Origin of the sequence: Bailinhaonella thermotolerans, from assembly GCF_003594875.1 — a bacterium.
In the GTDB taxonomy this organism is placed as follows: Bacteria; Actinomycetota; Actinomycetes; order Streptosporangiales; family Streptosporangiaceae; genus Bailinhaonella; species Bailinhaonella thermotolerans.
This window is the reverse complement of record NZ_QZEY01000005.1, coordinates 456,725-478,490: the sequence shown is the minus strand read 5'-3', so window position 1 is coordinate 478,490 and position 21,766 is coordinate 456,725. Positions and strand designations below refer to the sequence as shown.

At 73.1% G+C, this 21,766-nt stretch carries 23 protein-coding genes and 1 riboswitch; of the genes, 12 read left to right on the top strand and 11 right to left on the bottom strand.

Going from position 1 to position 21,766, the window contains the following annotated elements; translation table 11 throughout:
• Positions 1-184 precede the first annotated feature (184 nt).
• Both D5H75_RS41635 and D5H75_RS17600 read left to right on the top strand, forming a co-directional pair.
• Positions 185-352 carry a hypothetical protein gene (locus tag D5H75_RS41635; RefSeq protein ID WP_202638243.1) on the top strand — a complete coding sequence of 56 codons (168 nt, stop codon included), beginning with the start codon at positions 185-187 and terminating at the stop codon, positions 350-352.
• A gap of 21 nt (positions 353-373) precedes the next feature.
• Positions 374-700 carry a rhodanese-like domain-containing protein gene (locus D5H75_RS17600; RefSeq protein WP_119927528.1) on the top strand — a complete coding sequence of 109 codons (327 nt, stop codon included), beginning with the start codon at positions 374-376 and terminating at the stop codon, positions 698-700.
• Positions 701-809: 109 nt separating this feature from the next.
• Here D5H75_RS17600 and D5H75_RS17595 read toward each other — a convergent pair whose 3' ends face one another.
• Positions 810-1,448: an NADPH-dependent F420 reductase gene (locus D5H75_RS17595; protein WP_202638242.1), complete on the bottom strand. Its 639-nt coding sequence runs from the start codon at positions 1,446-1,448 to the stop codon at positions 810-812.
• Between the two features lie 155 nt (positions 1,449-1,603).
• Positions 1,604-1,716: riboswitch (TPP riboswitch) on the top strand.
• Here D5H75_RS17595 and D5H75_RS17590 point away from each other — a divergent pair.
• A complete protein-coding gene (locus D5H75_RS17590; protein WP_119927527.1) occupies positions 1,706-3,058 on the top strand; it encodes a purine-cytosine permease family protein in 1,353 nt (450 codons plus the stop codon). Its footprint overlaps the riboswitch before it by 11 nt.
• A 164-nt stretch (positions 3,059-3,222) precedes the next feature.
• Here the strand turns inward: D5H75_RS17590 and D5H75_RS17585 are convergent, their stop codons facing one another.
• Positions 3,223-3,783 (bottom strand): methylated-DNA--[protein]-cysteine S-methyltransferase, encoded by a 561-nt coding sequence (locus tag D5H75_RS17585; protein WP_119927526.1) that lies wholly within the window; start codon positions 3,781-3,783, stop codon positions 3,223-3,225.
• A 93-nt stretch (positions 3,784-3,876) separates the two neighbouring features.
• Between D5H75_RS17585 and D5H75_RS17580 the strand changes: the two genes are divergently transcribed.
• Both D5H75_RS17580 and D5H75_RS17575 read left to right on the top strand, forming a co-directional pair.
• The gene (locus D5H75_RS17580; RefSeq protein WP_119927525.1) at positions 3,877-5,751 is read left to right on the top strand and encodes a PAS domain S-box protein; all 1,875 of its coding nucleotides are present in this window, start codon (positions 3,877-3,879) and stop codon (positions 5,749-5,751) included.
• A gap of 100 nt (positions 5,752-5,851) precedes the next feature.
• Positions 5,852-6,307, top strand: a complete 456-nt coding sequence (locus D5H75_RS17575) for an ATP-binding protein (protein ID WP_242454304.1) — start codon at positions 5,852-5,854, stop codon at positions 6,305-6,307.
• Between the two features lie 234 nt (positions 6,308-6,541).
• Here the strand turns inward: D5H75_RS17575 and D5H75_RS17570 are convergent, their stop codons facing one another.
• The 3 genes from D5H75_RS17570 to D5H75_RS17560 form a co-directional block, all read right to left on the bottom strand.
• Positions 6,542-7,741, bottom strand: a complete 1,200-nt coding sequence (locus tag D5H75_RS17570; RefSeq protein WP_242454303.1) for an arginine deiminase — start codon at positions 7,739-7,741, stop codon at positions 6,542-6,544.
• Positions 7,742-7,885: 144 nt separating this feature from the next.
• The gene (locus D5H75_RS17565) at positions 7,886-9,082 is read right to left on the bottom strand and encodes a DUF8017 domain-containing protein (protein ID WP_147425196.1); all 1,197 of its coding nucleotides are present in this window, start codon (positions 9,080-9,082) and stop codon (positions 7,886-7,888) included.
• A gap of 57 nt (positions 9,083-9,139) precedes the next feature.
• Entirely contained in the window at positions 9,140-10,018 is an 879-nt protein-coding gene (locus D5H75_RS17560; protein ID WP_119927521.1) for an Fpg/Nei family DNA glycosylase, read from the bottom strand.
• 77 nt (positions 10,019-10,095) lie between these two features.
• On the opposite strand from D5H75_RS17560, the gene D5H75_RS17555 reads away from it, so the two are divergent.
• Positions 10,096-10,503: a GNAT family N-acetyltransferase gene (locus D5H75_RS17555; protein ID WP_147425195.1), complete on the top strand. Its 408-nt coding sequence runs from the start codon at positions 10,096-10,098 to the stop codon at positions 10,501-10,503.
• Positions 10,504-10,536: 33 nt separating this feature from the next.
• Here the strand turns inward: D5H75_RS17555 and D5H75_RS17550 are convergent, their stop codons facing one another.
• From D5H75_RS17550 to D5H75_RS17540, 3 genes are all read right to left on the bottom strand, one after another.
• Complete coding sequence (locus tag D5H75_RS17550) at positions 10,537-11,157, bottom strand: TenA family protein (protein WP_119927519.1); 621 nt, start codon at positions 11,155-11,157, stop codon at positions 10,537-10,539.
• Between the two features lie 174 nt (positions 11,158-11,331).
• The gene (locus D5H75_RS17545) at positions 11,332-12,156 is read right to left on the bottom strand and encodes an SDR family oxidoreductase (RefSeq protein ID WP_119927518.1); all 825 of its coding nucleotides are present in this window, start codon (positions 12,154-12,156) and stop codon (positions 11,332-11,334) included.
• 76 nt (positions 12,157-12,232) lie between these two features.
• Positions 12,233-13,546, bottom strand: a complete 1,314-nt coding sequence (locus D5H75_RS17540) for an LCP family protein (RefSeq protein ID WP_202638241.1) — start codon at positions 13,544-13,546, stop codon at positions 12,233-12,235.
• 301 nt (positions 13,547-13,847) lie between these two features.
• On the opposite strand from D5H75_RS17540, the gene D5H75_RS17535 reads away from it, so the two are divergent.
• The 4 genes from D5H75_RS17535 to D5H75_RS17520 all read left to right on the top strand — a co-directional run bounded on the left by D5H75_RS17535 (position 13,848) and on the right by D5H75_RS17520 (position 18,754).
• Entirely contained in the window at positions 13,848-15,221 is a 1,374-nt protein-coding gene (locus D5H75_RS17535) for a hemolysin family protein (RefSeq protein WP_119927517.1), read from the top strand.
• Positions 15,218-16,243 carry a hemolysin family protein gene (locus D5H75_RS17530; protein WP_119927516.1) on the top strand — a complete coding sequence of 342 codons (1,026 nt, stop codon included), beginning with the start codon at positions 15,218-15,220 and terminating at the stop codon, positions 16,241-16,243. Before D5H75_RS17535 ends, D5H75_RS17530 begins: the two co-directional genes overlap by 4 nt.
• A gap of 184 nt (positions 16,244-16,427) precedes the next feature.
• On the top strand, positions 16,428-17,525 hold the full coding sequence (locus D5H75_RS17525; RefSeq protein WP_119927515.1) for a S1C family serine protease: 1,098 nt from the start codon (positions 16,428-16,430) through the stop codon (positions 17,523-17,525).
• A gap of 248 nt (positions 17,526-17,773) precedes the next feature.
• A complete protein-coding gene (locus tag D5H75_RS17520; protein ID WP_119927514.1) occupies positions 17,774-18,754 on the top strand; it encodes a hypothetical protein in 981 nt (326 codons plus the stop codon).
• A 531-nt stretch (positions 18,755-19,285) separates the two neighbouring features.
• On the opposite strand, the gene D5H75_RS17515 is transcribed toward D5H75_RS17520, so the two are convergent.
• Positions 19,286-19,474 (bottom strand): helix-turn-helix domain-containing protein, encoded by a 189-nt coding sequence (locus D5H75_RS17515; RefSeq protein WP_119927513.1) that lies wholly within the window; start codon positions 19,472-19,474, stop codon positions 19,286-19,288.
• 208 nt (positions 19,475-19,682) lie between these two features.
• Here D5H75_RS17515 and D5H75_RS43160 point away from each other — a divergent pair, with 208 nt between their 5' ends.
• A complete protein-coding gene (locus D5H75_RS43160) occupies positions 19,683-19,880 on the top strand; it encodes a DUF397 domain-containing protein (RefSeq protein ID WP_242454302.1) in 198 nt (65 codons plus the stop codon).
• 60 nt (positions 19,881-19,940) lie between these two features.
• Positions 19,941-20,411 (top strand): NUDIX domain-containing protein, encoded by a 471-nt coding sequence (locus D5H75_RS17505; RefSeq protein ID WP_119927511.1) that lies wholly within the window; start codon positions 19,941-19,943, stop codon positions 20,409-20,411.
• A 114-nt stretch (positions 20,412-20,525) separates the two neighbouring features.
• Here the strand turns inward: D5H75_RS17505 and D5H75_RS17500 are convergent, their stop codons facing one another.
• Both D5H75_RS17500 and D5H75_RS17495 read right to left on the bottom strand, forming a co-directional pair.
• Complete coding sequence (locus D5H75_RS17500) at positions 20,526-21,176, bottom strand: FMN-dependent NADH-azoreductase (RefSeq protein WP_119927510.1); 651 nt, start codon at positions 21,174-21,176, stop codon at positions 20,526-20,528.
• Between the two features lie 36 nt (positions 21,177-21,212).
• The gene (locus D5H75_RS17495) at positions 21,213-21,734 is read right to left on the bottom strand and encodes a hemerythrin domain-containing protein (protein ID WP_119927509.1); all 522 of its coding nucleotides are present in this window, start codon (positions 21,732-21,734) and stop codon (positions 21,213-21,215) included.
• Positions 21,735-21,766 lie beyond the last annotated feature (32 nt).

The following is a 21,766-nucleotide window of genomic DNA, read 5'->3' as shown; positions in this document are numbered from 1 at the left end:
TCCGGGCACCACAGGGGATCGCGGCGGAAGGACGGCGCGGGCGACGACTCCGGAGGCCGGGCTCCCAGCGGACGAGGACCGGAGACGGGGACCGGAGACGAGGACCGGGGACGGGCCGACCGGGAAGAGACGGAGAGACGATCTTGGGGTCGCGGGGCGGGGGCCGGGGGCGTACGGTGGCGGGATGGGTCGGAAAATCCTCATGATTCTGGGCGTCCTGCTCGCGGTCTACGTGTTCTTCGGGATGCTGGGGTGGGTCTTCACGGCGTTGAAGTTCCTGCTCATGCTGGGCCTCGTCGCCGTCGTGGTCGCCGTGGTGGTGATCGCCGTGGCGAAGTCGAAGAAGCTCTGACCCCTCGCCGATAATGGGGGGATGAACAACGTCCCGGCCGTGCCCGCGGCAGCCGTACCCGACGACGCCTACCTGCTCGACGTCCGCGAGCCCGACGAGTGGGCGGCGGGCCACGCGGGGAGCGCGGTGCACATCCCGATGGGCGAGCTGAACGCGCGGGCCGGGGAGATCCCCCAGGACCGGGACGTCTACGTGATCTGCCGGTCCGGCGCGCGCTCGGCCGCCGTGACCGCCGCGCTGAACAACGCGGGCTGGAAGGCCGTCAACGTCGGCGACGGCATGCAGGGCTGGGCGTCGGCGGGCCGTGAGATGGAGAGCGAAGGCGGGAACGCCCCCTTCGTCGCCTGACACCCGCTTCGTAGCCTGACGCCCGCTTCGCCGTCCGGCGTCCCCTTCATCGCCTGACGCCCTCTTCGCCGTCCGGCGTCCCCTTCGCCGCCCGAGGTGGCGCGCCGGGCTATGAGAGGATCTTGATCGCGCTCTCCTGGTTCAGGCCCAGCCGGTCCTGGAGGGTGAGGTTGAGGAACATGAACGCCTCCAGCTCGCGCGCCCTCCGCAGCGGGCCGGCGTCGATGGGGCGCATGCCGCCCGACTCCACCAGGTCGGCGACCATCTCCTTGGCCCTCGTGTCGTCGCCGGCCAGGAAGACGTCCAGCGGCCTGCCCGCCACCTCGCCCGTCTCCAGCGTCTTGGCGAAGGTGGTGTTGAACGCCTTCACCACCCGCGCGCCCGGGCTCGCGGCGGCCATCTCCTCGGCGGCGGACGTCCCCGGGGGCGTCCGGAGCCCGTCCATCGTGGTGAAGTCCACGGGGTTGCTGATGTCCACGACCACCGCGCCGTTCACCAGGTCGCCGAGCCCGGCCACGTAGTCGCGGCCCGCCGGATACGGCGTCGCGACCACCACCAGGTCCGCGTCGCCCAGGTCCGCGACGGCCTGGACCTGCGCGATCGCCGCGTGCGGCGCCAGCTCCGCCGCGAGCCGCTCGGCCCGCTCCGGGTCGTCGTCCAGCAGGTGCACCTCGTGCCCTCCGGCCAGCGCCCGCGTCCCGATGCCCCGCGCCATCCTGCCGGCGCCCTTGATAGCGACGATCACCACGCACCCCCCCGAACGTCCGTACCTCCGCTCGCGTACCCAGAACACCCGCCCCGACCCCCGCCCCTCGCGATCGCCTCGCCGGCGCCGTGCCGTACGGCGGGCAGGGGGGTGTGGTCACGTATCCGGACGATGGGGCATCATTGGGCCACAACCTTCACAACCACCGCGGGAGTCCGGGGCAACCGGGCTGAGAGGGCAGCTACCGCCGCTGCCGACCGCAGAACCTGTCCGGGTAATGCCGGCGTAGGGAGCGTGCGATGACCGCTGTCGTCGAAAAGTCCCAGCATGCCGAGGTTCCGCTGACGCTGGCGGAGGCTCCGCCGAAGACGCTCGGGGTGCTGGACCAAGGGGCCTTCTGGGCGAACCTCGGGGTCAGCCTGCTGGGGTTCTCCGGGGCCGTGTCGCTGATCGCGCCGAGCACGTCGCTGCCGGCGCTCACGTTCGCCGCCGCGATCGCCGCCGCGGTCGTGGGCAGCCTGATCGGGACGGCCATGGTGGGCCTCGCGGCGGTGCCCGGGGCGCGGACCGGAGCGCCGTCGATGGTGCTGCTGCGGGGGCTCTTCGGGGCCCGGCTGTCGTACGTGCCGACCGTGCTGAACATCGTGCAGATGCTCGGCTGGGGCACGTTCGAGCTGGTCGTCATCGCGGGCGGGGCCGAGGCGATCTTCGGGGACGCGCTTCCCCGGTGGGCCTGGGTCGTGCTCGCGGGCGTGATCACCACGGCGCTGACCATCCGCCCGCTGGGGGCCGTGCGCATCCTGCGGCGGTACGTCACGGCCGGCGTGGTCGTCGCCATGGTCGTGCTGTCGATCGCGGTCTTCTCCCGGGGGCCGTCGCTGCCCACCGGGTCGTGGACCGGGTTCCCGGCGGCCGTGGACTACGTGATCGCGCTGTCGGTGTCGTGGGTGCCGGTCGCGGCGGACTACGCGCGGCACTCGCGGTCGAGCCGGGCCGCCTTCGCCGGGGCCGTCGGCGGGTACACGATCGCGCAGGTCGCGTGCCTGGTCCTGGGCGTCGGGGCGCTCGCGCTCGTCGGCAACGACGCGAACAAGGTGTGGGACCCGTTCGTGACGCCGCTCTGGCTGGGGATCTTCTTCGGCGTCCTGGTGCTGCGCGAGGTGGACCAGTCGTTCGCCAACGTCTACTCCGCCGCCGTGTCCGTGCAGAACCTGCGCCCGCTCGCCGACCGCCGCGTCCTGTCGGTCGTCATCGGCTTGATCACCACGGTCCTGGCGATCACCGTCACGCTGGACGACTACATGGCGTTCCTCGCCATGATCGGCTCGGTGTTCGTCCCGATGTTCGCGGTGCTGGTCGTGGACTACTTCCTGCTCAGCGGCCGCACCCGCTGGAACACCTCGGCGACGGCCCCGTCCCGCCCGCTGATGCTCCTGCCGTGGCTGCTGGGCTTCGCGGCGTACTGGCTCATCACGCCGCCCTCCGCGATCTCCTGGTGGGCCTCCGTCTGGAACGGCGCGCGCGACCTCATCGGCTTCACCCCGCGGCCCTGGATGAGCGCGGCCCTGGCCGCGTTCCTGGTCGCGGGCCTGGTGACCCTTCTCCTCGCCCCCTTCCGCCGGGCCTCCGCCGGCTCGGTGAAGGAGGACTGAGCCGCGGGCTCGATGTCACGGGCGGCCCGGCGGACCCCGGGCCGCCCTGGGTCATGCGATCTCCGAGACGGCGCCGACCCGCGCCGGGGAGGGGAGGGAAGGAAATCTCGCGAGCCGCCCTCCCGGGCGAGTCGCGCGGAGCGTCCGGGGAGGGGCCGGCGGGGCTAGCGGGCCGATTCGAGGGCCAGGAGGCGCTGCTTGGCCTCGGGACCGCCGGCGTAGGCGCCCGGGTTGTCCGGGGACTCGACGGCCCGGTGGCAGGGGACCAGGAGGCAGACCGGGTTGGCCGTGACGGCGTTGGTCACCGCGCGTACGGCCTGGGGGCGGCCCAGGCGGGCGGCGACGTCGGCGAACGTCTGCGTGGCGCCGTACGGGATGGCGGCCAGCGACTGCAGGACGGCCCGGCTGAAGGAGGAGGCCAGGCGGAGGTCGATGGGGGAGGAGAAGGTGCGGAGGCGGCCGGCGAAGTAGGCGTCGAGTTCGCGGCGGACCGGGTCGATGCGGCGCGGGTCGGGGCCGATGAAGGAGCCGACCTCGCGGACCAGGCGCTCGAAGACGACGTTCTCGTCCTCGTAACTGCAGGCCACGACGCCGCGGTTGGTCACGGCGACCACGAGCACGCCCACGGGCGTCTCGGCCGTCCCGAACGCGGTGTCGGGGGCCGACTCCGGCTGGTAGCCGGGAGCGGTGACCCTCAGGAGGGCCTCAAGGTCGCCGGATGACATGCTGCTTACCCTTTCATGTCCGGCGCTCGCGCGCGTCAACGGATGTCCGAAAAAGGACATGATCAAGATTCGTGAAGGGGCACGATTAGGGCTGTGGACCGCACCCTCGACCTCCACGTGGAGCAGGCGGTCGTCGCTAGCGCGGCGAACGCGGTCGTCGCCGTCGGCGACGACCTCACGGTGCTGGTCTGGAATCCCGCGGCGGAGCGGCTGTTCGGCTGGTCCGCCGGCGAGGTACGCGGCCGCCGCCTGCCGATCGTGCCCACAGAGCTGATGGCCGAGCGCAGCGCGGTGCTCGAACGCGTCCGCGCGGGCGGGTCGGTCTCGCTGCGCACCCGGCGGCTGCGCCGCGACGGCACGCTGCTGGACGTGCGCGTGGACACGAGCGCGCTGCTCGGCGCGGCGGGCGAGCAGATGGGCTGGGTGAGCGTCTACCACACGGTCGCGGAGGAGGAGGTCGCCGGCCACCGCATGGCCGAGCGCGCCCGCCTGGTGAGCCGCCTGAACGACGTGGTGGGCGACATCAACTCCGCGCTCAACCTGCCCGCCGTGCTCGACCGCATCGCCGCCAGCCTGACCGAGCTGACCGGGGCGGACGCGGGCGGCTTCGTGCAGATCGAGGGGGACCGGCTGCGCCTGGTCGGCGCGCACCGCATGCCCGAGCCGCTGCGCGGGGCCACGGCGTCGCTGCACGGCAGCCTGGTCGGCGAGCTGCTGCGCACCGGCAAGCCGGTCATGCTCGCGACCCACGACAACGCGCCGCTGGACGAGCTGATCTGGTCGCAGCTCCCCGGCCTGCACACGATCGCGCTGGGCCTGACCACCGTGGGCGGGCGGCCGTACGGCGCGCTCTACGCCCTCTTCGCCAAGGGCCGCGTGGGCCACGTCGAGCTGGAGCTGCTGGAGCTGCTCGCCGCCCACGCGGGCATCGCGGTCCGCAACGCCATGGCCTACCAGGAGGCCGTGCGCCAGCGCGCGCACGAGCGGGCGGTGTTCGACGCCAGCGCGGACGGCATCGCCGTACTCGACGACGCGGGCCTGGTGCGCCAGTGGAACCCGGCGGCGCGGGAGCTGACGGGGCTGGCGCGGACCGACGTGCTCGGGCACCCGCCGCCGTTCCCGCTGCCCGCGCCGGGGGAGAAGCTGACCTGCCAGCTCGCGAACGGGCGGTGGCTGGACGTCCTGCGCGCGGAGATCGAGGAGACCGGGGAGACGGTCGTGGACTTCCGCGACGTGACCCGGGCCAAGGAGCTGGAGGAGGCCAAGGACCTGTTCCTGGCCACGACCTCCCACGAGCTGCGCACGCCGATCACCGTGGTCCGGGGCTTCGCGAGCACGCTGGCCGCCCGCTGGGACATGCTCACCGACGCCGAGCGGCGGGACGCGGTGCGCACGATCGCCGACCGGGCCGGGGCGCTGTCGCGGCTGGTGGAGCACCTGCTGCTGGGGTCGCGGGCGGGCACGGGCGAGCTGGCGGTGGCCGACGGGCCGTTCGACGTGTCGCGGCTGCTGCACGAGGTGACGGCGGGCCTGCCGGCGCTGTCGGACCGGCATCGGGTGGAGCTGCGGGTCGAGCCGGGGCTGCCGCTGGCGCGCGGGGACAACCTGGCGACGGACGTGATCCTCGGCCAGTTGCTGGAGAACTCCCTGAAGTACTCCCCCGACGGCGGCCTGATCGGGATCAGCGCGTGGGCGGAGAACGGGTCCGTCGTGGTGGACGTGGAGGACGAGGGCATCGGCATCGCGGCGGCGGACCGGGAGCGCGTCTTCGAGCGGTTCACGCAGGGTGAGGCGGGTGACCGGCGGCGGTTCGGCGGGGTCGGACTGGGCCTCTACATCGTGCGGAGCCTGGCCCGGGCGCAGGGCGGGGACGTCACCGCGCACGCTCGCGAGAAGGCGGGCACACGGATGCGCTTGGTACTGCGTCAAGCAGGGAACGATCTGACCCGTGAGGTGCGGGAGGCCTGAGCACTGGTGTTTCATGACACCATAAATTGGGCATTTCGGACCATGTGGACTGGAGTTACCGACGGGGTCGCCGCGCAGGGAGGTGAGGGCGTCGAGCGTCATGCTGCTGCCCCACGTGCCGTCCAGCGTCGCCGTCGCTCGTCGACGGCTCACCGCTGATCTCGCGGCTCAGGGGCACTGCGAAGCGGCCGTGGACGACGCGGTGCTCGTGGTGAGCGAACTGCTGAGCAACGCGCTGCGCCACGCGCGCCCACTTCCATCCGGGCAGGTCAAGGTGGCCTGGACCTGCACCGGTGACCGGGTGAGGGTGGCTGTGAGCGACGGGGGCGCGGCCACGGAGCCTCGGGCGAGACGTCCGGGGCTCTCTTCGTTGGGGGGCCGGGGGCTGGACATCGTCGAGCATCTGTCCGAAAGCTGGGGGGTGGCCCACGAAGGGCCGATCACGACGGTCTGGGCCGAGGTGGCGGCGGTCGACTCGCCCGACCGGCCCGCCCCGAACGGGGTCTCCGCCATGACCGAAATAGCCCGGGCCGCCGAAGAGCTCGCCGAGCACTGACGCGCCTCGACGCGCCGTCCGTACGGCGGGCCGCCGCGCCCTCGGAGAAGCCCGCGAGAAGCCCGTGAGAAGCCCCCGGGACGCCTGCGAGAAGCCCCCCGGGACGCCTGCGAGAAGCCCCCGGCAAGCCCGCGAGAAGCCCCCGGCAAGCCTGCGGGAAGGCCGTGAGGAGGCCGCGCGAAGGCCGCCGTGAGGCGGCTCGCGGCGAGACCCCCGAGAAGCGCCCGCGAGGGGTCAGGCGGCGGGGTCGCGGCTGATGGGGCAGGACATGCAGCGGGGGCCGCCCCGGCCGCTGCCCAGTTCGCTGCCCGCGATGGGGATGACCTCGATGCCGGCCATCTCCAGCCGGGCGTTGGTCTCGGTGTTCCGCTCGTAGGCGATGCAGCGTCGGGGTTCGATGGCCAGGGTGTTGTTGCCGTCGTCCCACTGCTCGCGCTCGGCCGTCACCGGGTCCAGGCCGGTGTCGATGACCTTGAGGCGGTCGATGTCCATCGCGCGGGCGGCGGCCTCCAGGAACGGCTTGGCGCGGGAGACCCGCGGCTCGCCGCCGGGCCCGGGGGTGACGGTGGTGGCGGTCAGGGAGTAGGCCACGGCGGGGTACATCACCACGGTGTCCACGTCCACCATCGTGCAGATCGTGTCCAGGTGCATCGTCGCCCGCTGCTGCGCGATCGGGACCGCGAGCACGGTGTGGGCGACCTCCTTCTCGAACAGCCGCCGCGCCAGCCGTTCCACCCCGGCGGGCGTCGTGCGCTCGCCGGTGCCCACCGCGACCACGCCGTCGGCGAGCAGCAGCACGTCGCCGCCCTCCAGGTGCTCCAGGCCCGGGTCGTACAGCCGGGGCGTGGCCGAGAAGCGCGGGTGGTAGGTGTAGACGAGCTCGGTGAGCTGGGTCTCGCGGCGGCGGGCGGGCATGGCGAGGCTGGTCACGGCCACGCGCCCGTCCACCCACACGCTGGAGTCGCGCGTGAACAGCAGGTTCGGCACCGGGTGGATCACGAAGTCGTGCCTGCTCATCAGGGAGTACACCAGCCCGGCGCCGGTCTTCAGCTCGTCGTGCGCGAGCCCGGCGATGAGCGTGCGGGTGAGGTCCTCCGGGTGCAGCCCCTCCAGGTGGTCGCACGCGATCGCCCGCAGCCGGTCGCCCAGCCGGGGGTCGTCGAGCACGGTGGTGATGATCTCCTGGCGCGCGTCGTCGTACTCCAGGGTGTCCTGCAGCAGCTCGGCCAGGTAGAGCACCTCGACGTCGTTGTCCCGCAGCGTCTGCGCGAAGGCGTCGTGCTCGTCCCGCGCCCGGTCCACCCAGGGGATCGCGTCGAACAGCAGCTTGTCGTTGTTGCGCGGCGTGAGGCGTTTCAGCTCGTCCCCCGGCCGGTGCAACAAGACCGTCCGCAACCGCCCGACCTCGCTGTCGGCGCCGAGTTCCCGCCTCAAGGCCCTCACCTCCCCCATGCGTCCTTTCATGGACATGCCCTCCCGCGCGCGTTTGATCCGCCCTGTCCGGGAGATCCACCCTGCCCGGGAGCGCGTCCCGCCGTACGGCCCGCGCCCCGCCGCCGGGCCGTACGACGGGCGGGGTCAGGTGGTGGCGTCGCGGAAGGTCGAGATGATCTTGTTGATCTCGTACTCGGGGATGGAGTCGGCGACGCCGCGGTGGGCGTAGATGATGAGGACCACGTTGCCGTCGCCCTCGGCCTTGGGGATGGCCGCCACGTAGACCTGGCCGCGCGGGGGCTCGCACTTCTCGCTCCGGGCGCGCACGGCGGTCGCCGTCACGACGCGGCCCTTGCGGCCGTCCAGCTTGATCGGCTTGGGCGGGCCCAGGGTGACCTGCGGGCGCTCATCGTCCTCGGTCCGGTACGCCGCGTCGGCCCAGAGCCCGGCGAAGAAGCGGGCGACGGCGGCGGAGTCGTTCGAGTCTGCCTCCTGGACCCCCGCGCCGCCGAGCGACCGGTCCTCGCCGCCGCACTTGCCCTTGTAGAGCTTGGCGGCGCCGCTCATGCCGACCAGCGGCTTGCCGTCGGCGTCCTCGAAACCGATGATCGTCGTGGGGGTCCTCACCTGCCAGCGGGACGGGACGTCGTACGCCATCTGGCGCTTGGTGGAGAAGACGGCCTGCCAGCCCGCGACGGTCGGCTTCATCGGGGGCGGCGGGTTCGGGGTCGGGATCGGCGGCGGGCTGCCGGCGGCGGTCGGGCTGGTCGCCGGGCCGGCGGTCTGGGCCGGGGCCGGGGTGTCGATCAACTGCGGGAGGGCCTTGCCCGGGTCCGGGTCCTTGTCGCCGTCGTTGCCGAGCACGACGAAGCCCAGCGCTCCGGCGGTCAGCACCAGCGCGCCGACCAGCGTGAACGCGATGATCATGGCGTTGTTGCGCTCGCGCCGGGGGCGGGTGGTCCCGGGCACGGTCGGCTGGCCCGGCATCTGGTACGGCCCCGCCGCGTACCCGCCGGGCTGCCCAGGTTGACCGGGCTCGCCAGGTTGCCCCGGCTGACCGGGCTGGCCGGGCTGGCCGGGCATGCGATAGCCGCCGCCGTACTGCCCGGTGTTCCCGGTCCGCCCCAGGGGTCCGGTCTGCCCCGGGGTGGGCTGCGGGCCGTACGGCCCTCCGCCGCTCACGCCGTACGGGCCGGTCTGGCCCGAGGGGGGCTGCCCGCCGTACGGACCGGACTGACCGGGCGGGACGCCGTACGGACCGGGCTGGGAGGGGGTGCCCGGCGTGCCGCCCTGCGGGGCGGGTGAGCCGGGGGTGCCGTGCGGGTCTTGTCGCCACTCCATGGTCGGCAAGGTAGCGCAGTGCGGCGATCCGCGGCTTTTACTCGGCGATGACCAGAATCACTTGATGAGCCGGGAGAGGCGGCGGTCGGCGAGGGGCTTGCCGCCGGTCTGGCAGGTGGGGCAGTACTGCAGGGCGGAGTCCGCGAAGGAGACCTCCCTGATCGTGTCGCCGCAGACGTCGCACTTCTCCCCGGCGCGGCCGTGGACGCGCAGGCCGGACTTCTTCTCGGCCTTGAGGTCCTTGGCCGCCAGGCCGCGGCTGCGCTCGACGGCCTCCCGCAGCGTGGTGACGATGGCGTCGTGCAGCACCCGGACCTCGTCCTCGGTGATCTTGTCCGCGATCTTGAACGGGGACATCCTCGCGGCGTGCAGCACCTCGTCGGAGTAGGCGTTGCCGATGCCCGCGATCACCTTCTGGTCCCGGAGGAGGCCCTTGACCTGGGTGCGCCGCCCGCGGAGCAGCCCGGCCAGGGTCTCGGCCGTGAATCCGGGGGCGAGCGGGTCGGGGCCGAGCCCGGCGATGCCCGGGACCTGCTCCGGGTCGTGCACGACGTAGATCGCCAGCCGCTTCTGGGTGCCCGCCTCGGTGAGCTCGAACCCGGCCTCGGGCTCGTCGCCCTCGGGCGCGAGCCGTACGCGCGCGGCCAGGGGGCCCTTGCCCGGGCGGGCGGGGCGCACCGAGCCCAGGTCGGCGCGCCAGCGCAGCCAGCCCCCGCGCGCCAGGTGGGTGATGAGGTGCAGCCCGTCGCAGTCCAGGTCCAGGAACTTGCCGTGCCGCGCGACGCCGGTCACGGTGAGGCCCGCCAGCGCGCTGACGGGCGGGTCCACGGTCTTGAGGGCCTGGAAGGCCACGACGTCCACACCGGCCACGGTGCGTCCCACGGCGTGCGCCCGCAGGAACTCCGCCAGCGACTCGACCTCGGGTAGTTCCGGCATGTCGCCAGGGTAACCGGCGGAAATCGATGCCCCGCGACCCCTGCCGAATCCCGTCCGACCGGTACTAGGTTATGCGCGTGCTGCTTTCAGTGCGCCCCGCGACCGATGACGACCGGTCCTGGATACAAGGGCTCGGCTACATCAGCGATCCCGCGGCGTTCGTCGCCCACCACGGTCTTGAGCGCGTCGGTTTCGCCGTCTACAGCCTCGACGGCGACCACTGCCGGCTCCTGGCCACCCACTCCCGGCTTCCCGGCCTGAGCGTGCCCACCTCCCTGCTGTCGGCGGTGACCGCCCAGGCCCGGTCCAACGGCTGCACCCGGCTCTGGCAGACCCTCACCAACGACAACATCGAGGGGCTGCGCTTCTACCAGGCCCGGGGCTGGGACCTGGCCGCCCTCCACCGCAACACCCACCCCGGCGACCAGAAGGGCCGGGACGCGATCCCCATCCGCCACGAGCTGGAACTCGAAGTCCTCCTCTGAGCGGGGCCGTCCGTGCCTCCAGATCCGGGGGGTCTAGAGCGGGACGTCCCAGAAGGCGAGCTCGTGGGCCATGCCCTCGCGGAAGAGGGCGTGGGAGCGGGCGCGGCCGGCCTCCGTGCCGGGCTCGGACTCGTCGATCATCTGCGCGATGCGCTCGGTGAGGGCGGCGAAGCCGGGGTCGGCGTAGGTGTCGATCCAGCGGCGGTAGCGGGGCTCGTCCGGCGGGTTCTTCGCGAGGATGGCCCCGAGCGTGGAGTAGCCCCACATGCAGGGGTAGAGCGCCGCCAGGCCCTCCGCGTAGTTCTCCGCCGAGCCGAGGAGGAAGGCGGTGTACGCCTCGCAGGGGCCGCCCTTGCGCGCCCCGCCGAGGTCGGCGCCGAACTCGGCGCTCAGGGAGCGGTGCAGCTCCAGCTCGTCGTGATAGGTCGCGTGGGCGAGGTCCACCAGGTCACCGAGGTGCGCGTCGGGGGCCTGCCAGGCGAGGCGGCTGAAGACGCGCACGTAGTCCAGGAGGAACAGGTAGTCCTGTTCGAGCCAGGAGCGGAACACCGGCTCGGGCAGGTCGCCGCGCGCGATGCCGGCGACCGTCGGGTGGGCGAGCTGGGCGTCGAGCAGGGGTCGCCCGATCCGGTGCAGTTCCTCGGAAAGCCTCACGAGTCCGCATTCTCCCGCATTTCCCGCCACCCCTCGCCCCGTGCCCCGGCCTCCCCCTGCCGTACGGCTGCCGCCCGCCGTCCGACAGTGCCCAGGCCGTACGGCGGGGCCCAGGCCGTACGGCGGGCGGCGGGGCTCGGGTCGCGCGGCGGCGGCGGGGCGCGCAGGCGGGGGTCAGGGGCGGAAGGCGGCGGCGTTCTCGCGGGCCCACTGGGCGAAGGTTCGGGCGGGACGGCCGGTGACCTCCTCGACCGTGGGCAGGACTTCGCGGGCCTCCTCCGGCGGGTTCGACCACATCCGGAGGAAGAACTCGATGTCCTCGTCGCCGTAGCCCTCCGCCCGCCAGCGTTCGCGAGCCTGGTCCACCGTGAGCTCGACCAGCTCGATCTCGCGGCCGACCGCCTCGCCGAGGATGCGCAGCTTGTCGCGCATGGTCAGCGCCTCGGGGCCGGTGAGCCAGTACTCCCGGTCGCCGTGGCCGTCCTCGGTGAGCGCCACCGCCGCCACATCCGCGATGTCGGCCTCGTGGATCATCGGGCTGAGGTGCCGGTCCGGCAGCTCGCGCACCACGCCCTCCGCGCGCACCTGGTCCGCCCAGGACAGCGCGTTGGCCATGAACTCCACCGGCGCGAGCCGCGCGAACGGCAGGCCGGCGTCGCGCAGCGCCTTCTCCACCGGCGACTCCTCGACGTCTCCGGCGAGCACGGTGATCCGCCGCACGCCCGCCCCGGCCGCCAGCGAGGCCAGTTCGGGCCCGGTGGTCAGCTCGGCGTAGTCGTCGCCGCCGAAGGTGATCAGGTGCAGCCCGGTCACGCCCTCCAGCGCCGGGGCCACGGTCTCCGGCACGGCGAGGTCGCCGCGGACGACCTCCACGCCCTCCGGGAAGGCGGCGCGGGCGGGGTCGCGGGTCAGCGCCCGGACGTGGTGCCCCGTCCCGGCGAGCCGGGTCACGAGGTGGCGGCCGACGTTCCCGGTGGCGCCCGTCACGAGAATGGTCACGAGTTCTCTCCCGTCGGAAGCGATCTTCGGGGAGGACTCTAGGAACGGGTCAGGACACCTGCCGTCCTAACCGGGCTCAGTTCGTGACCAGCACGTCCTTGGGGACCTCGCGGTCGGCGGCCAGGGCCTCGAACAGCCGCAGCGCCCGTGCCCGGTCCCACTGCACCACCGAGCCGACGCCGGGCAGCGTGGGGGTGCTCGCGACCGGGACCGTGGTCGTGATCGGCCCGTCGCCCATCGCGAACGCCAGCCCGGCCAGGTTGTGGACGTGCGCCGAGCCGTCCAGGCTGACCGCGTCGGCCGCGCTGAACGCCAGCGGGACCGACCGGAACGGGTTGAGCAGCACCCCGGGCGAGGTCGCCTGCGACACGACCGCCGCGAAGAACTGCCGCTGCCGCTTGACCCGGTCCAGGTCGGCGCGGGCGGTGGCGCGCGTGCGGACGTATCCCAGCGCGGTCGGCCCGTCCATGACCTGGCAGCCCTTCTTGAGGTTCAGCCCGGCCTTGGGGTCCTTGATCGACTCCTTGGGGCACAGCTCCACGCCGCCGATCGCGTCCACGATGCCCACGAACCCGGCGAACCCGATCTCCATGTACCGGTCGAGCCGGATCCCCGTCACCGTCTCCACCGTGCGGGCCAGCAGCTTCGGCCCGCCCAAGGTGTAGGCGGCGTTGAGCTTGTTGCGGCCCTTGCCGGGGATCGACACGTAGGAGTCGCGCGGCAGCGACACCAGGGTCGGCCTCCCCGAGCCCTCGGGGATGTGCAGCAGCATCATCGTGTCCGTGCGCTGCCCGGCGGCGCGGCCGGTCGCGAGCTTCTTGCGGTCCTCCGCGCTCAGCCCTTTGCGGCTGTCGGACCCGACCAGCAGCCAGTCCTGCCCGGGCGTCTCCGCCGGGCGGCCGTCGTAGTCGGCCAGCGCGTCGATCCGGTGCAGCTTGGAGTCCAGCGTCACGAACCCGGCGACCCCGAGCACCAGCAGCGCCACGAGCGCGACGAGCAGCCCCCGCCGCACCGTCCGCCCGCTGACGCGCGGCCGCGATCCCCCGGACGACGTACGGCGGGGCGGCCGGAACCCGCCGCCGCCCGAACCCCCCTGGCCTCCCTGGCCCGTACGGCGGCCGCCGCCCCCGGCCGTACGGGGCGTGGCGCCGCCCGGCGCGGCCGCCGAGGTGGTGCGGCGGGGCGGCTCGGGGACGCGGTCGCGGCCGTACTCGCGGGTCGGGGCCTCGGGCGGGGCGCCGTACTCCTCCCTGCGGGGCAGCGGCTTGCGCGTCCCCGACGAGGGGCGACGCGGGACGGAGTCGCGGGGCATGATCTGTGTGCGGTCGTCGGGCGACGGCTCCTCGCCCCGCCTGTCCCCGCGAGTCCAGCCCTCGGGCCAGTCACCCATGCCGCGACCCCCTGTTCTCACGGCGCCGCAGGTCCCCGGCGCCGGCCTCGCTATCACCACGACCGTATGTCGCGTTTAGATAACGCGCCAAACTATCGCCCCGATCCGCTGCCCCGCACCACGTCTGAATACACATTCGGCATGACTCCAGGACCAGGGGAAACATCACGGCTCTCACGATCGTTACGGTTGTAACCCCTACGTCAGGAAGGATGGTCGTGTCCGCTTCGGACCCAGGCGATAGACGCCCGTGCCCCGGCACGGGAACCCCCGCCCGCTTCGGCGCCGCCGGAGGGCGTGGATGAACGCCGCCCTCGGCCTTCTCGCCGTACTCCTCCTCACGGTCCTCACCGGCTACTTCGTCGCCCAGGAGTTCGCCTTCGTCGCGGCCGACCGGTCCGCCCTCCGCCAGCAGGCGGAGGCGGGCGATCAGGCGGCCGCCCGCGCGCTGGCCGTCACCGGCCGCCTCTCCTTCATGCTCTCGGGCGCCCAGCTCGGCATCACCGTGACGACCCTGATCGTCAGCTTCATCGCGCGGCCCGCCGTGGCCGACGTGATCTCCCCCGGCCTGGGAGCGCTCGGCGTGCCGCCGTCCGCCACGGACGCGATCGCGCTGGCCCTGGGCCTGATCATCTCCACGATCCTGGGGATGATCTTCGGTGAGCTGGCGCCGAAGAACCTCGGCATCGCCCGCCCCGAGCCCGTCGCGAAGGCCCTGGCCTCCTCGACGCTCCTCTACCTGAAGATCGCCGGTCCGGTGATCCGGCTGTTCGACTCGGCGGCCACCCGGCTGCTGCGCCGCGTCGGCGTCGAGCCCGTCGAGGAGGTGGAGCACGGAGCCACCCCCGAGGAGCTGGACCGGATCATCGCCGAGTCCGAGCGCGCCGGGGAGCTGCCGCACCACCTGTCCGAGCTGCTCGACCGCGCGCTGGACTTCGGCGACATGACCGCGGAGGACGTCATGGTCCCCCGCCCCGAGGTCGTGTCCCTGCGCGCCCGCTGCCCCGTGGACGAGGCCCTGGCCACGCTCCGCCGTACCGGCCACTCGCGGTACCCCGTGCTCGGTGAGGACTCCGACGACGTGCTCGGCGTGCTCGGCGTCCGCGAGCTGCTCACCTGGGTCGAACGGCCCGGGGCCACGATCGGCGACATCGCCCGCCCGCCGCTGCTGGTGACCGCGACCGCGCCGCTGCCCAGCCTGCTCCAGCAGATGCGCGACGCCGGGGAGGAGTTCGCCTGCGTCATCGACGAGTACGGCGGGCTCGCCGGCGTCGTGACGCTGGAGGACATGGCCGAGGAACTCGTCGGCGAGATCGTGGACGAGAACGACCCCGAGCCCCCCGGCGTCACCGAGCTGCCCGACGGCTCGTGGGTGCTGGCCGGCGTGCTCCGGCTCGACGAGGCCGAGCGCGCCACCGGCGTACGGCTGCCGCGCGGCGAGGGTTACGAGACCGTGGGCGGGCTGGTCCTGGCCCTGCTCGGCCGCCTGCCCGTCGAGGGCGACGAGGTGCGCCTGGAGCTGCCGGCCGAGGACCTGCTCGCCGAGGACCTGGAGCCGGCCGAGGCCGTCCTGACGGTCGCGGCCGTGAACCGGCGCGTGCCCTCGATCCTGCACCTGTCGCTGGCGCAGCCCGTGACGAGCCTGAGCCGCACCTCCCTCGGGAGTGAGCGATGAACATCTGGCTCTCGCTGCTGATCGGCGTGCTGCTGCTGGCCGGGAACGGCTTCTTCGTGGCCGCCGAGTTCGCCCTGGTCTCCGCCCGCCGCCACCGCCTGGAGCAGCTCGCCGCGGGCGGCGGCCGGGTCGTCCGCTCGGCCGCCCGCACGGCCGTGCGCGGCGTGCGCGAGCTGTCGCTCATGCTCGCCGGCGCCCAGCTCGGCATCACGCTGTGCACGCTGGGCCTGGGCGTCGTCGCCGAGCCCGCGATCGCGCACCTGCTGGAGCCGCTGCTGTCGGCGGTCGGCCTCCCGCCCGCGGCGCAGCACCCGATCGCGTTCGTGATCGCGCTGGCGATCGTGACGTTCCTGCATATGGTCGTGGGGGAGATGGCGCCCAAGTCGTGGGCGCTGACCGCCCCCGACCGCGCCGCGCTGTGGCTGGCGCTGCCGTTCCAGGGGTTCCTGGTCGTCATGCGGCCGGTCCTGCGCGTGCTCAACGCCGCCACCAACGGCCTGCTGCGGCTCGTCGGCGTGCACGCGCGCGACGAGCTGGGCGTCAGCCGTACGTCCGGGCAGCTCGCGATCCTGGTCGCCGAGTCCGGGCGGATGGGCCTGCTCGACCGGGAGGAGCACGACCTGCTCACCCGCGCGCTGCGGGTCGAGTCGATGACGGTCGAGCGGGTCATGGTGCCGATCTCCGCCGCCGCCTCGGTGCCCGCCGACGCCGGCACCCCCGAGGTGCTTGAGGCGGCCCGGCGCAGCGGTCACCTGCGGGTGCTGGTCACCGAGGGCGACCGGGTGCTGGGCGTGGTGCACGCGCGCGAGGCCCTGGTGGACCCGGAGTGCTCGCCGAGGGAGGCCGCGCGGTCGCTGCCGCGCCTGCCCTGCTCGATGCCGGTGATCCAGGCGGTCTCCGACCTGCGGGAGGCGCGGTCGCAGCTCGGGCTGGTCGTCCGGCCCGACGGCCGGGTGGTCGGCCTGGTCAGCCTCTCGGACCTGCTGGGCCCGCTGCTCGACACGGCCCCGGCCGCGGCCTGAGAACCCCCGGGCGGCCGTCACGCGCGGCCGCCCGGCCCGCCACCGAGCCTGGAACGGCGCCGCCGAAGCCGGAACCACCTGGCCCTTTCACACGTCGTCAGGACAGGGGCGCGGTTAACGCGCTTCTTACGCGGCATGACGTTCACTGCATCGTGTGGGTAGGGACCCTCGCAGGGGGTGCTTCATGAAGACGCGTACGTTGACAGGGGCAGGACTGGCCGCGGCCGCGGTGATCGCGGTCTCGACGGCCTGCGCGGGGGGCGGCGCCTCGCCTCAGGCCGCGGCGCCGGTGGCGGCCCGCACGACGGCCCCGGCGGCCCCGGCCGCCACCCAGGCCCCGCCGGGCGACGCCGTCGCGCTGGAACGGGCCTATGAGCAGGTCGTGCGCCAGGTGCTGCCCTCTGTCGTGCAGATCAACACCGAGTCCGGCCTCGGCTCCGGCATCGTCCTCGACGGGCAGGGTCACGTCGTGACCAACGCCCACGTGGTCGGCGACTCCCGGACGTTCCAGGTACGGCTGGCCAGCGGCGGCAGGCAGTTCAGCGCCCGCCTCGTCGGGACGTACCCCGGCGGCGACCTCGCGGTGATCCGGGTCGAGGGCGCCTCGCAGCTCCAGCCGGCCCGCTTCGGCGACTCCGGCAGGCTCCGCGTGGGCCAGATCGTGATGGCCATGGGCAACCCGCTCGGCCTGTCGGGCAGCGTCACCAACGGCATCGTCAGCGCCCTGGACCGCACCGTGACCGAGCCGGGCGACCGCAGCGGCCGCCAGGGGGCCACCATGACCGGCATGATCCAGACCTCGGCGCCGATCAACCCCGGCAACAGCGGCGGGGCCCTGGTGAACCTGTCCGGCGAGGTCGTCGGCATGCCGACGCTGGCCGCGCGGGACCCCGAACTCGGCGAGGGCGCCGCGCCCGGGATCGGCTTCGCCATCCCGAGCAACACCATCACCGAGATGGCCCGCCAGCTCATCCAGAACGGCAGGGTCACCGACACCAATCGCGCGGCGCTGAACGTCCGCGTGGTCACGGTCGCCGACCGCTCGGGCCGCCCGGCCGGGGTGAGCATCGCCCAGGTCGAGCCCGGCGGCGCCGCCGAGAAGGCCGGTCTCCGCCCCGGCGACGTCATCCTCGCGGTCAACGACAAGGAGACGCCCACCACGCAGGAGCTCTCCGAGGCCCTGGCCGGGCTCAAGCCGGGCGACACGGCCCGCGTCCAGTACAGCCGCAACGGCCAGGAATCCACCGCGAACGTCCGCCTGGGCGAACTCCCCGGCGACTGACGTCCCGCGCTCCCCGGAGCGTCCACGGCGGCGCTCCGGGGGGACGCGGCCAGGGCTCGCCCCCCGGCCACAGGAGTTACTGCCGTTATTTCCCGCTTTGGGGCGAATCCCATTCTTCGCGGCATTTTTGAATTTCTTACGCTTCTCCGGATGATCTAGGAATTCGCCGCCTTCCATGACTAACCTCGCAGGAGCATCGGGGTGATCACCACGCCGCTCACGGTGATCCAGCATGTCGGGAGGCACATGTGAAGAAGCGGCCAGTTCTCTGGTTCGTCCTGTCCATCGTCACCGCCGGGCTCCTCACCGCTCCCGCGAGCGCCGAGCCCACACCGACGCCCACCTCCGCACCGGCACCCGCCCCCACGTCCGCGACCGCTCCGGCCTCCCCCGAGGAGGCGACGGGGCTCCGGCGGACCCGGCAGGCCACGCTCAACCTCGGCGACGACCCGCAGCAGTGGTCGAAGGCCGCCTCGGTCGGCTTCGACCTGCTCGACGTGGGGCCGTGGGAGGAGCACATCGACGCGCTGCCGGCCGGCGCGCAGGCGCTCATCTGGGCGGGCAACACGCAGTGCTCGGAGTTCCAGTACCCCTGGGAGGAGTTCACCCAGCACGTGGACCGGCTGGCGGCCCACCCGCGCGTCTTCGGCTGGTTCATCTCCGACGAGCCGCTGGTCGCCGAGTGCCCCGAGGTGCTGGGCGAGATCCAGCGCCGCGCCGACTACATCCGGGCCAAGGCTCCGCGCCAGAAGTCCTTCATCGTCGCCGCCGACACGGCGTACGCCCAGGCGGCCCCGGCCAGCTCCCACGTCGACTACGTCGGCATCAACCCCTACCCCTGCCGCCCCTGGCTCCAGCAGTGCGACTTCGGCCTCATCGAGCGCGAGTTCAAGAAGGCCGAGGCGGCGGGCATCCCGCGCGCGGTCATGGTCCCCAAGTACCAGACCTTCGGCCAGGACTGCACCGGCGGTGAGAACGGCTACCGCCTCCCGTCCGAGCGCGACATGATCACGATGCTCCTCATCTGGCACCGCCTGCTCCCGAACCCGGCCTTCGAGATGGCCTACTCCTGGGGCAACCAGCCCGGGGTCTCCTGCCCCACGCTCGTGGACGCGGACGGCACCAACGGCCGCCCCAACCTCCAGCGCATCATGAAGCTCCACGCCCTGTGGCACACCTTCACCGACGGCCGCTCCCTGGAGCAGACCCTCACCAGCCCCCAGAGCTGACAAGACCCACCAGGCTGGCGAACTCCCCAGACTGACGGACTCACCAGGCTGACGGACTCACCAGGCTGACGGACTCACCAGGCTGACGAGTCCGGCAGGACCGGCAGGACCGGCAGACCTACGAGCGACCGCCGATCGGCCGTCCCCGCTCCCGGGGGCGGCGATCGCTCATGCGGACGGGCGGTCCACCGCAGGGCGCCGCTCCTCGCGCTCGCGGCGTTCCCGCTCGGCGCGCGCCCGGGCCGTGGTCATCTCTGCTCCTTCCCGGCTCTGGGCGAGGTCGGCGCGACGGATGACCTGCCGGCGTGTGACGGGGTCTGAGGGGTGGTCGTGGCCGAGAACACCCGAGGGCCACAGGACGCCTTCATCTCCGCTCGCGCTCGCGCCGACGCCGAGCCGCGCCTCCGGCCGGGAGGTTCAGGAAGGTGAACCGGCGTCAGATGACGCCCATGCGCCACGCGAGCCCGCGCAGCTCACGGCCCTCCGCGCGCCGCCGGGCCCGGATCACCAGGTCGGCGACGAGTTCGCGGATCAGCGGCGAGTGATGCACCCGACCGGGCGCAGCCGCGTCTTGCCGTTCTCGACCTGGGACAACCATCCCTTGGACCGCCCGATGAGGTCGACGAGCGTCCCGATCGGGAGCCCCCGGTAGCGGCGGAACATGCGGACGTTCTGACCGATGCGACGAGTCGTCTCGTCGGGCGTGCTGCCGTCAGGCATGGTCCTGCACCTCCTGAACCACGTCGCAGCCTTCAGGCTAGTCCGGCCCTCCCACCCACCGAAGAGCACTTTCGACGTACCGCCCTACCTGTTCCGGACACGTGGCCGCCCACACGCGCTATACGCTCGCGTTCAAGCTCATCGAAGAAGCCGCCCTCACGCCCGAGCAGAGCAGGACGCTGGTGGCGACGGCGGCCGAGGAGTACAAGTGATCAGATGGCGCAAGTCGAGCCACAGCGGTGGCGGCAGCAACTGCGTGGAGATCGCCTCAGTCGAGACAGATCGCCGGGGAGCCGGGCAGGAGGACGGCAACGGCTCGCTCGTCGCGGTGCGCGATTCCAAGGACCCGGCCGGGGCACCCTCCGCTTCTCACTCGATGAGTGGCGTGCCTTCACCCTCGCCGTGAAGGCCGGCGATTTCGACCACCGGGTCTGAGGAAGACCCCGCCGCCGGAGGTGGATGGCCCATGGGGCGGGTCGACTACTACGACGATCCCGGTGCTCCCGAGGCCAACTCCCTCGTGCCCGGGGGGTCGGCGGTGGTGGTGGACGGGCAGGGACGGGTGTTGCTGCATCGGCGGCGGGACAGCGGGCTGTGGGCCCTGCCCGGCGGGGTCATGGACGTAGGGGAGACGATCGCCGAGGCCGTCGCTCGCGAGGTCGCCGAGGAGACGGGGATCTCCGTGGAGATCGTGCGGCTGATCGGTATCTACAGCGATCCCCGACATGTGATCGCCTACGACGACGGCGAGGTGCGCCAGCAGTTCAACATCTGCTTTCTGGCGCGCCCGGTGGGCGGAACCCTTCGTCCCGGCGATGAGGCGAGCGAGGTCCGCTGGCTGCGTCCCGAGGAGACGGCGGCGCTGGACATGCACCCGACCCAGCGCCTGCGTCTCCGTCACTTCGTGGAAGGCCGGACGGACCCCTATATCGGGTGACTCGGCCCCGCCCTACGACCGGCCTCGGGGGCCCGTGACGAGCCACGGCCCCGCCGTACGAGGACATGTCCGGGCACGAGTCGCCGTGGCGTCGGGAAACGGGGGCGTGCCGGGTCAGGGGGTCAGGGAGGGGGCGGGGGTCAGGGCGGCGGCCAGGTGTTCGGCGGCCTTGTGGGCGTCGGCCAGGGAGCGGGCGGCTTCGTCCCTGAACATGGCCAGCTCGGGCTTGACGTCGGCGAGGGTGAACTCGGGGGTGATGATCCGCAGGTCGAGGCCGAGGCGTTCGCCCACCACGTGGCGGAGATAGGGCTCCACGTGATCCCATCCCTCGCGGGGCGCGCCGGGCCGGTAGGAGCCGCCCCGGGCGCTCACGACCACGCCGGTCCGGCCGGCGAACAGGGCCTGGGCCGCGGCGACGCGGGGTTCGTTGAGGACGTGGTCGAGCCAGCTCTTGAACAGGGCGGGGACGCCCCAGTTGTAGAGCGGCACGGCCATCAGCACCACGTCGGCCGCCAGCACCTCGTCGACGAGCTCCGCGCCGACGGCGACGGCGGCCCGCTGCTCGGCCGTGCGCCGGTCGGCCTCGGTGGCGGCGGCGAGGACGTGCTCCAGGGTGAGGTAGGGCAGCGGGTCGGGGTCGAGGCCGCGCACGGTCACCTCATCGTCCGGATGCAGGGCCGTCCACGCGCGCTGGAAGCTGTCGGCGACCGCGTGGGACACCGACGACTCCCGCTGGATGCTCGCGTCGACTCGGAGCAGGTGCATGTCGATTCCTTTCGTGCCAGAGGGGATCGGGGCAGGTCACGAGAACAGGTCGTCCATGGTCAGCCGGTTCCGGGCGAAGACCGGGGCGACGGCGCGCTCCTCCCGGTCGAGGTGGTCCAGCAGGTGATCGGCGAGCCGGTCCAGCGCGGCGGCCAGCCGCTCGCCGCCGTCTCCGGCGAGCGTCTCGGTGGCCGCCTCGACCTCGTCCAGCACGTCGGAGACCTCCGCGTGGTCGCGCTCCAGCCGGTCGAGGGTCGTGGCGAGCTCCGGGGCGTAGCGGCGGAGGGCGGGGAACATGTGGGCGTCCTCCAGCCGGTGATGGTGGTGGACGAGCGCGCAGTAGCGCAGGCACCCGGCCCGCAGCCGCCACAGCGGGCCCGCCGTGCGCAGCTCCCGGACCTCGGCTCGCACCTGGTCGGCCGCGGCGCCCGCCCGGACCGCCCTGGCGAGCTCCTGGCACCGCCGCAGATCGCGGCGGATCCAGTCGTGCACCCACAGCAGCTCGGCCATCAGCGGCGAATCGGCGTGAGCCTCCCGGCTCGGCGTGACCTCGGACATGTGCTTGACTATAGCCAATCATTGAAGTGTGT